This window comes from Actinomycetospora sp. (assembly GCF_036497585.1).
Taxonomy (GTDB): Bacteria; Actinomycetota; Actinomycetes; order Mycobacteriales; family Pseudonocardiaceae; genus Actinomycetospora.
Genome location: NZ_DASXJD010000133.1, coordinates 25,880 through 40,323 on the forward strand (window position 1 = coordinate 25,880; position 14,444 = coordinate 40,323).

A 14,444-nucleotide genomic window follows, 5' to 3' on the forward strand; every position below is an offset into this window, starting at 1 on the left:
CTTGACCGGCGGAGCAACATCCACGTCGTGAGCGCACTCGGGTGGGGGAAGCGGTGGGCGGCGGGGCTCGTGCCGCTCGTCGTCGGGGTGATGGTTCTGGCGGGGTGCTCGTCGGGCTCCGACGACTCCGCGGGATCGCCCGCCCCGGCCCCGGCCACCGTCGCTGCGTACCCCGCGCCGTCGGTGCCCGCGTCCGGCGCCGGTCTCGTCCTGCCCGCGGTGGCCGGGGCGCCGGCGCCGCCGCCCGCGCCGTCCGGGGGCGTGCGGCCCGGGGCGGACTGGCCGACCTACCACGGGGACGCCACCCGGGCGGGATACGTGCCTACCGGTCCCGACCCGGCGAACCCGGCGGTGGCCTGGCAGACCCCGCTCGACGGGAAGGTGTACGGCAGCCCGGTGGTCGTCGCGGGCGAGGTCGTCGCGGCCACCCAGGGCGGGTCGGTCTACGGGCTCGACGCGGTCACCGGCGCCGTGCGGTGGCGCACCCACCTCGCCGACCCGGTCCCGGGATCGGCGCTGCCCTGCGGGAACATCGACCCGATCAGCGTGACCTCCTCGCCCGCGCTCGACCCGGCGAGCGGCCAGGTGTTCGTCGCGACCACCGAGGCCGGCGTCGTGCACCAGCTCTACGGGATCGACCCGGTGAACGGCGGGGTCCGCAGCAAGCGGAACGCCGACGTGCCGGGGGTCGACCCCGCCACCTACCTGCAGCGCGGCGCCCTGCTCGTTTCCGGCGGCACCGTCTACGTCCCCTACGGCGGCAATTACGGCGACTGCGGGCAGTACCGCGGCAGCGTCGTCGGGCTCCCGACGACGGGGACCGGCGCGGCCAAGCTCTTCGTCGTCCCGACCCCGCGCGAGGGCGGGATCTGGGCCGCCTCCGGACCGGCGGCGCTGCCCAACGGCGACGTCATCGTGACCACCGGCAACGGCGAGGCCACGTCGGGGAACTGGGACCACAGCGACTCCGTCCTACGCCTGAGCTCGAACCTGGCGCTCGTCGACGGCTTCGCCCCGCAACAGTGGGCGGAGGAGAACTCGACCGACGCCGACCTCGGCTCGATGGGTCCGGTGCTGCTGCCGGGCACGCACTTCGTGATCGCCGCGGGCAAGGGTGGCGGGGTATTCCTCGTCGACCTCGCGGGGATGGGCGGGGTCAGCGGCCAGAAGGGCCAGCTCGACGGCTGCGAGGCGTACGGCGGCGGCGCGGCGGCACCGGTGCAGGGGGGCGGGTCGGTGGCCTACCTGCCGTGCTCGTCAGGGCTGCTCCAGGTCCGCGTCGGCCCCGACGGTCAGCTGACCAAGGGCTGGCAGGCGCCGTCCCAGGTCTCCGGCTCCCCACTGATCGTCGGGACCACGGTGTGGTCGCTCCAGCAGGACGGCGCCCTCGTCGGGCTCGACGCCGCGACCGGCGCGGAGCGGGCGCGGGTCTCAGCCGGGGACGCGACCCGCTTCGCCACGCCCGCCTACAGCGGCAACGCGCTCTTCCTCCCGACCAACCACGGGATCACCGCCGTGCGCCTGGGTGGCTGACGCCGCGTGAGTACTTGTGGTCGCTATAGCCACCACAAGTACTCGTGCGCGCGGTTGGGGCTCGACGAGGCCGTCGGCGACGGCGAGCTGCGCGCCGTGGCGCTCGCCACCCTGGCCGGGTGGCGGGCCCGCGCCGAGGATCCGTTCGCCGACCGGGACGCCACCGAGACCGCCCGGGTCGTCGTGCGCAGCGTCGAAGGGCTGCTCGCGGCGCGGCCGGTGCCCGTCGGGACCGGGTGACGGCTCCCCGGACCTGAGCCGCCCCGGCTCACACGCGTCCGACCCGGGGAGCGCGTCTCGCCTAGGATGGACCCTCGGATCGCCACGACCGGTGGGAGGAGGTCCGACGACGATGAACGCCGAGGAACGCCGTATCGCGGTGCTGCGCGCGATCGTCGCGGACTTCGTGGCGACCAACGAGCCCGTGGGCTCGAAGGCCATCGTCGACCGGCACAACCTGGGCGTCTCCTCCGCCACGGTGCGCAACGACATGGCGGCGCTGGAGGACGAGGGCTACATCATCCAACCGCACACCAGCGCCGGGCGGATCCCCACCGACAAGGGCTACCGGCTCTTCGTCGACCGCCTCGCCCAGATCAAGCCGCTCTCCGCGGCGGAGCGCAAGGCGATCTCGACGTTCCTCGAGGGCGCGGTCGACCTGGACGACGTGCTGCGGCGCAGCGTGCGACTGCTCGCACAGCTCACCCGCCAGGTGGCCGTCGTGCAGTACCCGACGCTGTCGCGCTCGACGGTGCGCCACCTCGAGGTCGTCGCGCTCACCCCCGCGCGGTTGATGCTGGTGCTCATCACCGACACCGGCCGGGTGGACCAGCGGGTCGTCGACCTCGGGGACGTGCTCACCGAGGACGACGTGGGGCTCCTGCGCGCCCTGCTCAACAGCGTGCTCGTCGGGCAGCCGCTCACGACCGCGGCCGCCCGCGTCGTCGCCCTGCCCGAGGACGGACCGGACCACCTGCGCCAGGTGATCACCACACTCTCGTCGGTGCTGGTCGAGTCGCTGGTCGAGCACCCCGAGGAGCGCCTCGTGCTCGGCGGCACCGCCAACCTGGCCCGTCAGGGCGCCGACGCCACCTCGCTGCGCGGGGTGCTCGAGGCGCTGGAGGAACAGGTGGTGGTGCTGCGCCTGCTCACCGCGTCGAGCGACCCGGCGCAGGTCACGGTGCGCATCGGCGAGGAGAACGAGGCCGAGGAGATGTGGGCGACCTCCACCATCTCCATCGGCTACGGCCCCCTGTCCACCCCCGGCGAGGCGCTGGGCGGCATGGGTGTCGTCGGGCCCACCCGCATGGACTATCCGAGCACGATCGCGGCGGTCCGGGCCGTCGCACGCTACGTGGGGGAGATCGTCGGCGGCCACTGACCCGCACCCCCCATCCGTTCCCCGGGGCGTTCCGGACGCCCGCACGACGACGAAGGACGACGAGGACACACCAGCGTGGCCACGGACTACTACGACATCCTCGGCGTGAGCCGGGAGGCCGACGAGGCGGAGATCCGCCGGGCGTACCGCAAGCTCGCCCGTGAGCTCCACCCCGACGTCAACCCCGAGGCCGCCGAGCGCTTCCACCAGGTCAAGAGCGCCTACGAGGTGCTCTCCGACCCCGAGAAGCGCCGCATCGTCGACCTCGGCGGCGACCCCCTGGCCACCGCGGGCAGCGGCGGCGGAGGGGGCTTCGGCGGCGGGTTCGGCGGTGCCGGCTTCGGCGGGCTCGGCGACATCATGGACGCGTTCTTCGGTGCCGCCGGCGGCGGAGGCGGCCGCGGGCCGCGCGGGCGGGTCCAGCCCGGCGAGGACGCCCTGATCCGCATCGACCTCACTCTCGAGGAGTGCGCGGCCGGGGTCGCCCGCGAGCTGACCGTCGACACCGCCGTGCTCTGCGAGCGCTGCCACGGCAGCGGCGCCGAGGAGGGCTCGCACCCGATCCCCTGCGACACCTGCGGCGGGCGCGGCGAGATCCAGAACGTGCAGCGGTCGTTCATCGGCCAGGTCGTCACCGCGCGGCCCTGCCCGGTCTGCCGGGGGCTCGGCGAGATCATCCCGAACCCCTGCCAGCAGTGCGGCGGCGACGGTCGGGTCCGCGCGCGGCGCACCGTCACCGTGCAGGTCCCGCCCGGCGTCGGCGACGGGATGCGCATCCGGATGGCCGGGCAGGGCGAGGTCGGCCCCGGCGGCGGCCCGGCCGGCAACCTCTACGTCGAGGTCTCCGAGGAGCCCCACGACTACTTCGAGCGCGACGGCGTCGACCTGCACTGCCATGTCACGCTGCCCATGACGGCGGCGGCGCTCGGCACCACGCTGCGCCAGCGGACCCTCGAGGGCGACGAGGAGCTGCACGTCGAGCCCGGCACCCAGCCCGGAACCGTCTACACGTTGCGGGGCAAGGGGATGCCGCGGCTGCGCTCGTCGGGGCGCGCCGAGGGCCGCGGCGACCTGCTCGTGCACCTCGACGTCGGGGTGCCCGAGAAGCTCGACGCCCGCCAGACCGAGCTCCTCCGCGAGCTGGCGTCGCTGCGCGGCGAGGAGCAGCCCGAGTACGCGGGGCAGCACCGTAACGGGCTGTTCGGGCGACGGAAGACGGCCGGTCGGGGTCGGTGAGCTCGGGGTTCCGTACCTCCCGGTGGCAGCAACGGCACGTTCCTGGCGTCGGACGCCAGGACGGCGCCGTTCACCCGTGCGGTTGCGCCCACCCGGGGCAGCAACGGCGCACCCCTGACGTCGGTCGACCGTGACGGGCGACGACGCCGCGGCCTGGTCCCGGCCGGCGCTGTTCCTCGTCGACGCGGTGCCCGAGGCCGGTGAGGTCGTCGTCGGCGGCGCCGAGGGCCGGCACGCGGCGGACGTGAAGCGGGTGACGCGGGGCGAGGTGATCCTCCTCGGGGACGGGGCCGGCACGCGGGCCCGCGCCGAGGTCACCGCCGTGACGAAGGGGAGCGTCACCGCGACGATCCGGGAGCGCCGCTACGACGAACCCCCCGCCGTGACGATCACACTCGCCCAGGCGCTGGCCAAGGGTGACCGTGGCGAGCTCGCGGTCGAGCTGGCCACCGAGGCCGGCGTGGACGCCGTCGTACCCTGGCGCGCCGAGCGCTGCGTGACGCGGTGGGACGACGGGCCCCGCGGCGGCAGGGCCCTCGCCCGCTGGCGCACCACCGCCACCGAGGCCGCCAAGCAGGCGCGGCGCCCCCGGATCCCGCGGGTCGAGGAGCCGGTGACGACGCCGCAGCTGGCCCGTCGGGTGGCGGACGCCACGACGCTGCTCCTCGAGGCCACCGCGGCGGAGTCCCTCGCGACGGTCGCGCTGCCCGAGGCCGGGGAGGTCGTCCTCGTCGTCGGCCCCGAGGGCGGGGTGACCGACGCCGAGGCCGCACGGTTGGCGGAGGCCGGCGCCACCCCGGTCCGCCTGGGCCCCGACGTCCTGCGGACCTCCTCGGCCGCCGCCGTCGCGCTCGGCGCCCTCGGGGTGCGCACCGCGCGGTGGGGCCGGCGGTGATGCCCCGGCGCACCGCGCTCTCCGTCCTGACCGCGCTCGCCGGCGGGGTGCTGGCCGCGTGCAGCGGTCCCGGCGGCGCCGTCCCGAGCGCCCGGCCCGGCACCCCGGCGCCCACCACGCTGCGCTACGGCCCCGACCCGGCGCAGTACGCGCGATTGCACCTGCCCCCGGGCGGCCCCGCCGACGGTGGCGGTGCCCGTGGCGGCGAGGGCGCGCTGCCCGTCGTCGTCGTGCTGCACGGCGGCTACTGGCGCGCGCAGTACGGCCTGGAGCTGGGCACGCCGCTCGCGGTCGATCTCACCGACAACGACGTCGCCGCCCTCAACGTCGAGTACCGCCGACTCAGCACGGGAGGCGGGTTCCCGACGACGCTGGACGACGTCGCGGCCGCCGTCGACCTGCTCGCCGGGCCGGCCATCCAGGCGGCCCGCCGCGCCGGACGGCGCCTCGACCTCCAGCGCGTCGTCCTGCTCGGCCACTCGGCGGGCGGGCAGCTCGCGGCCTGGGCGGCGTCGCGTGCGCGGCTGCAGCCACCCGCTCCCGGGGCCGGGCCGCGGGTCGTCCCGCGCGGGGTGGTCTCGCAGGCCGGCGTGCTCGACCTCGTCGCGGCCGCCGACCAGGGGCTCGGGGCGGGTGCGGTCGTCGACTTCCTCGGCGGCCCGCCGACCGCGCAGGCGGCCCGGTACGCGGTCGCCTCCCCGATGGCACTCGTCCCGGCCCCGTGCCCCGTCGTCTGCGTGCACGGCACCGCCGACGTGACCGTGCCACCCGACCAGAGCCGCCGCTATGTCGACGCGGCGCTCGCGGCCCACGGGCAGGCCCGGCTGCGGCTGCTCGACGGGGTCGACCACTTCCGGCTCATCGATCCCGCCGACCCGGCCTGGCTCGTGGTGCGCGACGAGGTGATGGGCCTCCTCGGCTGATCCGGGCCAGCCCGGCGGAGCGAACGGCACTCTCGCTGCTTCTGTGCGCCCGATCGGCCCGCTCGCTCCGGGGAGCGCCGGCGGAATCGCGTTGACCACCCGCCCCCGCCCGGTAGCGTCGATCGCATCATGGAGCTCTGACGACGTCCCGACCACCGGCCGCGGCCCATCCACGCGCCCGCCGGGGTCCTCGCTCCGTTCCCGGAGACGTCGCGCATGTCTGCTCCCACCACCACCCTCGCGCCGGTCGTCGCCCGCGGCCTCGTCCGGACCTTCGCCGCGCGCCCGGTCCTCGCCGGCGTCGACCTCGTCGCGGCGCCCGGTACGCGCGTCGGGCTGATCGGCGAGAACGGCGCCGGCAAGTCCACCCTCCTGCGGCTGCTCGCCGGCCGCGACCTCCCCGACGCCGGGTCGGTGCAGGTTCCCGACGACGTCGTGTACCTGCCGCAGGAGACGCAGCAGACAAGGGAGCACGCCGACAGGGGAGCTCGACCATCAGGCCGGGAGCCCGAGGGCGCCGGCACCAGCACCGTCGGGCGGGTGCTCGACGACGCCCTGCGCCCGCTGCACGAGGCGGTCGCCGAGCTCGAGCACCTCGCCGAGGCGATGGCCCGTGGCGAGGACGTCGCCGGGACCTACGACGACGTCCTCGCCTGGGCCGTCGGCCACGACGCCTGGGACGCCGACCGGCGCGCCGACATCACCGCGGCCGCGCTCGGCGTCGCCGACCTCGACCGCGCCCGCCCGATCGCCACGCTCTCCGGCGGTCAGCGGACCCGGCTCGCCCTCGCGGCGGCCCTCGTCCGCCGACCGGCGTGCCTGCTGCTCGACGAGCCCACCAACCACCTCGACGACGAGGCGCTCGACCTGCTCGAACGGTCGCTGGTGGACCTGCCCGGCGTCGTCGTGGCGGCCAGTCACGACCGGACGTTCCTCGACAGCGTCGCGACCGAGCTCGTGGACCTCGACGCGGGCGTCCTCGGCACCGACGGCGAGGGCGGGCGCCGGTTCGGCGGCACCTTCACCGCGTACCTCGACGAGCAGGCCCGCGGCCGACGACGGTGGGAGGAGACGTGGGCCGCGCAGCAGGAGGAGATCGCGCGGCTGCGGGAGAAGACCCACGTCGAGCTGCGGTCGATCGCGGCCGGCCGCGGCCCCACCGACAACGACAAGTTCATCCACGCCTTCAAGGGCGCGAACGTGGAGCGCGCCCGGGCCCGGCGGGTGCACGACGCCGAGCGCCGGCTCGAGGTCGCCGAGCGCGCCGCCGTCCCGAAGCCGCCCGAGCCGCTGCGGTTCCGCGCGCAGCTGACCGCCGGGGCCGACGCCGGGCTCGCGGTGAGCGTGCGGGGGCTGCGGGTCGACGGCGACGACGGGGCCCCGCCGCGGGTCGTCGTCGACCGGCTCGACGTGCCCGCGGGCGGGAAACTGCTGGTCACCGGGCCGAACGGGTCGGGGAAGTCGACCCTGCTCGCGGTGCTGGCGGGCCGGCTCGTCCCCAACGCCGGGCGGGTGGACGTCAGGGCACGGCGGGTCGCGTTCCTGGAGCAGGATCCCGACGTCGGGCCCCCTGACCGGACGGCCGGCGCCGCCTATGCGGCGCTGGTCGGGGCGGCCACGGCCGAGGAGGTGCCCCTGCGCACCCTCGGCCTGCTCCATCCGCGCGAGCACGGCACACCGGTCGGCGGGCTGTCGGTCGGGCAACGGCGGCGGCTGGCACTCGCGGTCGCTGTCGCGGTGGGTCCCGACCTGCTGCTGCTCGACGAGCCGACCAACCACGTCTCGCTGCGGCTCGCCTCGGAGCTGGAGGAGGCGCTCGGCCGGGCGCCGGGCACCGTCGTCGTCACCTCGCACGACCGGTGGCTGCGCGCCCGGTGGGACGGGCCGACGTCGGCACTCGGCGGCGCCCGACCCGCCTCACGCGCGCAGAACACTGTCGGGGGTGACGGCTAGAGTGGGTGGTGACAGTGACACCGCGGCCCTTGCAGCTCGACACGCCGCGGTCACCGACGACGCGGGGGGCGCAGGCCGCTCCCAGGCAGGAAGCAGGACCGATCTGCACGTGACCGGCCAGGGACCCACGCCAGACCCCACGCCCGGCAGCGCGACCACGTCCGGCGAGTCGCGCGTCGTCGTCCCCGAATCCGCCCTGTTGGCGCTGCTCGGGAAGCGCGACGAGAACCTCCGTGAGGCCGAGGACCTGCTCGACGCGGACGTCCACGTCCGCGGCAACGAGCTCACGCTGACCGGCGATCCGGCCGACGTCGGGTTCGCCGAGCGGGTGTTCGCCGAGCTCGTCGTGCTCGCCAGCCGGGGCCAGCAGATCGACCCGGACGCGGTGCGCCGCACGGTGCGGATGCTCTCCGAGGCGGAGGGGCCGTCGCCGGCGGAAGTGCTCAGCCTGGACATCCTGTCCCGCCGCGGGCGCACCATCCGGCCGAAGACGCTGAACCAGAAGCGCTACGTCGATGCCATCGACGTCAACACGATCGTCTTCGGGATCGGCCCGGCCGGTACCGGCAAGACCTACCTGGCGATGGCCAAGGCGGTGCAGGCGCTGCAGGCCAAGCAGGTCACCCGGATCATCCTCACGCGCCCGGCCGTGGAGGCGGGGGAGCGGCTCGGCTTCCTGCCCGGCACGCTCTCGGAGAAGATCGACCCGTACCTGCGCCCGCTCTACGACGCGCTGCACGACATGCTCGACCAGGAGTCGGTGCCCAAGTTGATGGCCGCAGGGACCATCGAGATAGCCCCTTTGGCCTACATGCGGGGGCGCGCGCAGCCGGTCGACTCTCCGGTCCTCACCCCCGACGGTTTCCGCCCGATCGGCGAGCTCCGGGTCGGTGATCTCGTGACAGGGCGGGACGGCAGGCCGACTCCCGTGTCGGGCGTGCACCCGCAGGGCCGCAAGCAGATCTACCGCGTCCACACCCAGGACGGCGCTTCGACGCGAGCCTGCGGTGAGCACCTGTGGTTCGTGACGACGCCCGACGACCGCCGGCACGGCGAGGCGGGCCGGGTGCTGCAGACACAGGAGATGATGGGCAACCTGCGGTGGTCGCACGCCCACCGCTACGAGTTGCCGCTCGTCGACCCGGTCGAGATCCCTCGCCAGGACGTCCCGATGGACCCCTACGCCCTCGGCCTGCTCCTCGGGGACGGGTGCATCACCACGGCAACCACTCCCAGCTTCTCGACGAACGATCCGGAGCTGGCGGAAGCGCTGGACGCGGCGTTGCCGTACGCCGAGGTCGCGTTCAAGTCCGGGATCGACTACGTGCTCAAGCGGCCCGGCGGCGGTGGTCGCGGCGGGCTGATCACCGCCAATCCCGTGACGGCTGTGCTGCGCGACCTCGAGCTCGCCGGCACCAACTCGAAGACGAAGTTCGTGCCGAAGGCATACCTCGACAACAGCGTCGACGTGCGCCGTGCCCTGCTCCAGGGGCTGCTCGACACCGACGGCGTCCCCGTCCGCCAGGGCGGTCGCACCTGCCGTGTGCAGTACACGACCTGCTCGCCACAGCTCCGGGACGATGTGGTCCAGCTGGTGCAGTCGCTCGGTGGGGTGGCGACGTGGCGGACGCGGCACGCCGCGGGACGGCGGCCCGGTGGTACTGCGGCACGGCCGGTGCACTACCGCGCCGACGCGCACGTCCTCGACATCCGCCTTCCCCAGGAGATCGCGCCGTTCCGCCTCACGCGCAAGCGAGAGGCGTACGACCAGGCGGGCGGGGGACGGCCGCGTCGCTACATCGACAGCATCCTGCCCGCGGGCGAGGCGGAGTGCGTCTGCATCTCTGTCGCTGCGGAGGACTCGCTCTACGTGACCGATGGCTACCTCGTCACCCACAACACGCTCAACGACGCGTTCATCATCCTCGACGAAGCCCAGAACACGACGCCCGAGCAGATGAAGATGTTCCTGACGCGCCTCGGGTTCAGTTCCAAGATCGTCGTGACCGGTGACGTCACGCAGGTCGACCTGCCGGGCGGTCAGATGTCGGGCCTGCAGGTGGTGCGCCAGATTCTCGACGGCGTCGACGATGTGCACTTCGCCGAGCTGACGAGTTCCGACGTCGTCCGCCATCGGCTGGTGGCCGACATCATCGACGCCTACGGGCGCTGGGACGCGCGGAACAACGGTCCGAAGGCGGTGCCGAACGCGCCGCGCAACGGCCCGCCGCAGACCCGTCGCGACCGCCGGGGACGCTGAACGCGATGAGCATCGAGATCGCCAACGAATCCGGCGTCGACGTCGACGAGGCGCCGATCGTCGACGTCGCCCGCTACGCCCTCGAGCAGATGGGTGTGAGCCCGCTGGCGGAGCTCTCGATCCTGCTCGTGGAGCTCGAGCCGATGTCCGAGCTCCACGAGCGGTGGCTCGAGGAGCCGGGCCCCACCGACGTCATGAGCTTCCCGATGGACGAACTCGACACCGCCAAGCGCCCCGACGCGCCGCCGAGCGGTCCGAGCCTGCTCGGGGACATCGTGCTGTGCCCGGCGTTCGCGCGGGACCAGGCGGCGTCGGCGGGGCACTCGCTCGACGACGAGCTCCACCTCCTCACGGTGCACGGCGTGCTGCACCTGCTGGGCTACGACCACGCCGAGCCGGACGAGGAGAAGGAGATGTTCGGCCTACAGGGCGAGCTGCTCGGCGGCTGGCGCGCCGAGGTGGCCGAGCGGGCCCGCGCCGAGCGCGAGCGGCTCACCCGCGAACGCCAGCGGGCCGCGGACGCGAAGCTCCTCGGGACCGTCGGTCTCGACGAGCCTCCCGAAGACGAAGCGCAGCGGAGCTCGACCACGAAACGCGGCGGACCGGACCCGTCGTGACCGGGGCCCAGGCCGCGGAGCTGGTCGTGGCGCTGCTCCTGGTGCCGCTGGCCGGGGTGTTCGCGGCCGCGGACGCGGCGATCACGACGATGTCGCCGGCCCGGGTCGACCAGCTGGTGCGCGAGGGGCGGACCGGGGCGCGGGCGCTCGCGGCGGTGGTGGCCGACAAGCCCCGTCACCTCAACCTGGTGCTGCTCCTGCGGCTGTCCTGCGAGGCGGTCGCGACCGTGCTGGGGGCGTACTTCGCGCTGCAGTTCGTGGTCATCGACGGGCTGGCGGTGACGATCGCCGCGGTCGTCGTCATCGTCGTGTCCTACGTGCTCATCGGCGTCGGGCCCCGCACGATCGGCCTGCAGCACCCCTACTCGGTCGGCCTCGCGGTGGCGCTGCCGATCCGTGCGCTGGTCCGGCTGCTCGGCCCCCTGGCCAACCTGCTCATCCTCGTCGGCAACGCCATCACCCCCGGCCGTGGCTTCCGCGAGGGACCGTTCAGCCACGAGGTGGAGCTGCGCGAGATGGTCGACATGGCCGAGGCGCGCGGGCTGGTCGACGACGACGAGCGCTCGATGATCCAGTCGGTGTTCGAGCTCGACGACACCCTGGTCCGCGAGGTCATGGTGCCGCGCACCGAGATGGTGTGGATCGAGCGCGAGAAGACCGTGCGCCAGGCGCTCGCGCTCGCGCTGCGCTCGGGCTACTCCCGGATCCCGGTGATCGGCGAGAACGTCGACGACACCGTCGGGGTGGTCTACCTCAAGGACATGGTCCGCTTCACCACTGCGCGCGCCAACGACCCGGGCAACGCCCCCGCCGACCACCAGGGCGCGGTCACCGAGATCATGCGGCCGGCCGCGTACGTTCCGGACTCCAAACAGGCCGACGACCTGCTCCGTGAGATGCAGCGCACCCGCAACCACATGGCCCTCGTCGTCGACGAGTACGGCGGCATCGCCGGCCTGGTGACGATCGAGGACATCCTCGAGGAGATCGTCGGCGAGATCACCGACGAGTACGACACCGCCGAGCACCGCCCCCTGGAGCGTCTCGACGACGGGTCGCTGCGGGTCTCCGCGCGCCTGCCGGTCGAGGACCTCGAGGAGGCGACCGGTGTGGAGTTCGACACCGAGGACATCGACACCGTCGGCGGCCTGCTCGCCCAGCGCCTCGGCCGGGTGCCGCTGCCCGGCGCCGAGGCCGAGGTCGGTGGCCTGCGGCTTCGCGCCGAGGGCGGGGAGGACGCCCGGGGTCGGATGCGGATCGTCTCGGTGCTGGTGTGGGACCCCGACCCGCCCCCCGAGGCGGACGACGACCGCGCCGACGGGCAGGGTGGGGAGGCCGGGGACAAGCAGGAGACCCACGAGTCCGGGCTGGTCGTCGCCCGGGGGGAGGAGCACCGTGGCTGACGCGCCGCGCGCCGGGACCACCGGATCCGTGCCGGGCCCGAGCCCGCGCCACGACGTCGTCGTCGTCGGGGGCGGGATCGTCGGGCTCGCCGTCGTCACCGCCCTGCTCGACGCCGGCCACACCTCCGTCGCGCTGGTGGAGCGGGATTCCTCGCTCGCCGCGCACCAGACCGGCCGCAACTCGAACGTCATCCACTCCGGGCTGTACTACGCCCCGGGCTCACTCAAGGCGCGGCTGGCGGTCGAGGGGTGCGCCGAGACCAAGGCGTTCTGCGCGGAGCAGGGTCTGCCCTACGCGGAGTGCGGGAAGGTCGTCGCGGCCACCGACGAGTCCGAGCTGGGCCGCATGGCCGAACTGGTCCGTCGCGGGCGAGCGAACGGCGTCGAGGTGCACGAGCTCGACGCCGCCGGGGTGCGGGAGCGGGAGCCGGCGGTGTCGGCGGTGGCCGGGCTGTGGGTGCCCTCGACCGGGATCTGCGACTACGAGGCGATCACCCGCCGGCTCGCCGAGCTGGCGGTGGCCCGGGGCGCGGCGCTGCACACCGGCCGGGCGGTGCGCTCGGCCGTGCGCCGGCGCCGCGACGTCGTCGTGCGGACCGACGGCGGGGACCTGCTCGCCGGCCAGGTCGTGGTTTGCGCAGGGCTGCGCTCCGACGAGATCGCCCGCGCCTCGGGTTTCGACCCCGGGGTGCGGATCGTGCCGTTCCGCGGTGAGTACTCCGACCTGCGCGGTCCGAAGGCCGAGGCGGTGCGCGGCCTGGTCTACCCGGTGCCCGACCCGGCGTTCCCGTTCCTCGGCGTGCACGCCACGCGCGGGGTGGACGGCTCGGTGCACGTCGGGCCGAACGCGGTGCTCGCCCTGGCCCGCGAGGGCTACGACTGGCGGACGCTGCGGCTCCGCGAGCTCGCCGGGACCCTGACCGACAGCGGGTTCCTCTCGCTGGCGGCGAAGCAGTGGCGCTACGGGCTGGGGGAGATGCACCGGTCGCTGTCGCGAGCGGCGATGGCGAAGGCGGTCTCGAAGATGCTGCCCGGGACCACCGCCGACGACCTGCACCCGCCGCACGACGTGATGCGCCGCGCCGGGGTGCGCGCTCAGGCGGTGCGGCCCGACGGGTCGCTGGTCGACGACTTCCTGTTCGTGCAGGACGGGTCGGCCACCGCCGCCGCGGCGGACGAGCCCACCGTCCTGCACGTGCTCAACGCGCCCTCCCCGGCGGCGACGGCGGCCCTGCCGATCGGGCGGGAGATCGTCGCGCGGCTGGAGGGCAAGGACGTGGCCGCAGCGTGATGCCCGAGTGGCCCGAGGAGTTCCGGTCGGGGTTCGCCTGCTTCGTCGGGCGGCCGAACGTCGGGAAGTCGACCCTGACGAACGCGCTCGTCGGGCAGAAGGTGGCGATCACCTCGTCGCGCCCGCAGACAACGCGGCACGCGATCCGCGGGATCGTGCACCGCGAGGACGGCCAGCTCGTGCTCGTCGACACCCCGGGGCTGCACAAGCCGCGGACGCTGCTCGGCGAGCGGCTCAACGACGTCGTGCGGACGACGTGGGCCGAGGTCGACGTCGTCGGGTTCTGCGTGCCGGCCGACCAGGCGATCGGGCCCGGCGACCGGTTCATCGTCTCGGAGCTGCGCAAGGTCGCGGACCGGACGCCGCTGGTCGGGGTGCTCACGAAGACCGACCTGGTGAGCCGGGACGTGGTCGCGGAGCGGCTGCTGGCGCTCTCGCAGCTCGCCGAGTTCGCCGAGATCGTGCCGGTGTCCGCGACGAAGGGCGACCAGGTCTCGCTGCTGGCCGACCTGCTGCTCGCCCAGATGCCGCCCGGCCCGCCGCTCTACCCCGAGGGCGAGCTCTCCGACGAGCCCGAGACGACGATGATCGCCGAGTTCGTCCGCGAGGCCGCCCTCGAGGGGGTGCGCGACGAGCTGCCGCACTCGCTCGCCGTCGTCGTCGAGGAGATGACCGAGGGGAAGACCCTGCAGATCCGCGCCGAGATCTTCGTGGAGCGACAGTCCCAGAAGGCGATCGTCATCGGGCGCGGGGGGTCGCGGCTCAAGGAGGTCGGGACGAACGCGCGGCAGCAGATCGAGGCGATGCTCGGCACGAAGGTGCACCTCGACCTGTTCGTCAAGGTGGCCAAGGACTGGCAGCGGGATCCGCGGCAGTTGCGTCGGCTGGGGTTCTAGGTGGGCGAAGCCCCTGTGAGCACTTTCCGGGGTCATAGCCCCGGAAGTGCTCACAG

General features: G+C 74.4%; 11 protein-coding genes and 3 pseudogenes. All 14 read left to right on the forward strand.

Going from position 1 to position 14,444, the window contains the following annotated elements:
- Positions 1 to 27: 27 nt before the first annotated feature.
- The 14 genes and pseudogenes from VGH76_RS13040 (at position 28) to era (ending at position 14,388) form a co-directional block, all read left to right on the forward strand.
- Positions 28 to 1,533 (forward strand): PQQ-binding-like beta-propeller repeat protein, encoded by a 1,506-nt coding sequence (locus tag VGH76_RS13040; protein WP_331557111.1) that lies wholly within the window; start codon positions 28 to 30, stop codon positions 1,531 to 1,533.
- A 6-nt stretch (positions 1,534 to 1,539) separates the two neighbouring features.
- Positions 1,540 to 1,773: a hypothetical protein gene (locus VGH76_RS13045; protein WP_331557112.1), complete on the forward strand. Its 234-nt coding sequence runs from the start codon at positions 1,540 to 1,542 to the stop codon at positions 1,771 to 1,773.
- Between the two features lie 112 nt (positions 1,774 to 1,885).
- Complete coding sequence (gene hrcA, locus VGH76_RS13050) at positions 1,886 to 2,914, forward strand: heat-inducible transcriptional repressor HrcA (RefSeq protein WP_331557113.1); 1,029 nt, start codon at positions 1,886 to 1,888, stop codon at positions 2,912 to 2,914.
- A gap of 75 nt (positions 2,915 to 2,989) precedes the next feature.
- Positions 2,990 to 4,150, forward strand: coding sequence for a molecular chaperone DnaJ (gene dnaJ / locus VGH76_RS13055; protein WP_331557114.1), 1,161 nt, complete (start codon positions 2,990 to 2,992; stop codon positions 4,148 to 4,150).
- 130 nt (positions 4,151 to 4,280) lie between these two features.
- A complete protein-coding gene (locus VGH76_RS13060; protein ID WP_331557115.1) occupies positions 4,281 to 5,045 on the forward strand; it encodes a 16S rRNA (uracil(1498)-N(3))-methyltransferase in 765 nt (254 codons plus the stop codon).
- The gene (locus VGH76_RS13065) at positions 5,045 to 5,968 is read left to right on the forward strand and encodes an alpha/beta hydrolase (RefSeq protein WP_331557116.1); all 924 of its coding nucleotides are present in this window, start codon (positions 5,045 to 5,047) and stop codon (positions 5,966 to 5,968) included. Before VGH76_RS13060 ends, VGH76_RS13065 begins: the two co-directional genes overlap by 1 nt.
- A 216-nt stretch (positions 5,969 to 6,184) precedes the next feature.
- Complete coding sequence (locus VGH76_RS13070) at positions 6,185 to 7,921, forward strand: ABC-F family ATP-binding cassette domain-containing protein (RefSeq protein ID WP_331557117.1); 1,737 nt, start codon at positions 6,185 to 6,187, stop codon at positions 7,919 to 7,921.
- A 109-nt stretch (positions 7,922 to 8,030) separates the two neighbouring features.
- Positions 8,031 to 8,744 (forward strand): annotated as a pseudogene (locus VGH76_RS13075) (PhoH family protein); the annotation flags it as partial.
- Between the two features lie 348 nt (positions 8,745 to 9,092).
- A pseudogene (locus tag VGH76_RS13080) lies at positions 9,093 to 9,563 on the forward strand (LAGLIDADG family homing endonuclease); the annotation flags it as partial.
- A 258-nt stretch (positions 9,564 to 9,821) separates the two neighbouring features.
- Positions 9,822 to 10,181, forward strand: a pseudogene (locus tag VGH76_RS13085) (PhoH family protein); the annotation flags it as partial.
- 5 nt (positions 10,182 to 10,186) lie between these two features.
- The gene (gene ybeY, locus VGH76_RS13090) at positions 10,187 to 10,798 is read left to right on the forward strand and encodes an rRNA maturation RNase YbeY (RefSeq protein ID WP_331557118.1); all 612 of its coding nucleotides are present in this window, start codon (positions 10,187 to 10,189) and stop codon (positions 10,796 to 10,798) included.
- Complete coding sequence (locus VGH76_RS13095) at positions 10,795 to 12,201, forward strand: hemolysin family protein (protein ID WP_331557119.1); 1,407 nt, start codon at positions 10,795 to 10,797, stop codon at positions 12,199 to 12,201. The genes ybeY and VGH76_RS13095 overlap by 4 nt, the downstream gene beginning before the upstream one ends.
- Positions 12,194 to 13,492 carry an L-2-hydroxyglutarate oxidase gene (gene lhgO, locus VGH76_RS13100; protein ID WP_331557120.1) on the forward strand — a complete coding sequence of 433 codons (1,299 nt, stop codon included), beginning with the start codon at positions 12,194 to 12,196 and terminating at the stop codon, positions 13,490 to 13,492. The genes VGH76_RS13095 and lhgO overlap by 8 nt, the downstream gene beginning before the upstream one ends.
- The gene (gene era, locus VGH76_RS13105) at positions 13,492 to 14,388 is read left to right on the forward strand and encodes a GTPase Era (RefSeq protein WP_331557133.1); all 897 of its coding nucleotides are present in this window, start codon (positions 13,492 to 13,494) and stop codon (positions 14,386 to 14,388) included. Before lhgO ends, era begins: the two co-directional genes overlap by 1 nt.
- Positions 14,389 to 14,444 lie beyond the last annotated feature (56 nt).

Coding starts and splice junctions, on each gene's coding strand:
- hrcA (WP_331557113.1), top strand. CDS start 1,886: ATGAACGCCGAGGAACGCCGTATCGCGGTGCTGCGCGCGATCGTCGCG.
- VGH76_RS13065 (WP_331557116.1), top strand. CDS start 5,045: ATGCCCCGGCGCACCGCGCTCTCCGTCCTGACCGCGCTCGCCGGCGGG.
- VGH76_RS13070 (WP_331557117.1), top strand. CDS start 6,185: ATGTCTGCTCCCACCACCACCCTCGCGCCGGTCGTCGCCCGCGGCCTC.
- ybeY (WP_331557118.1), top strand. CDS start 10,187: ATGAGCATCGAGATCGCCAACGAATCCGGCGTCGACGTCGACGAGGCG.
- era (WP_331557133.1), top strand. CDS start 13,492: ATGCCCGAGTGGCCCGAGGAGTTCCGGTCGGGGTTCGCCTGCTTCGTC.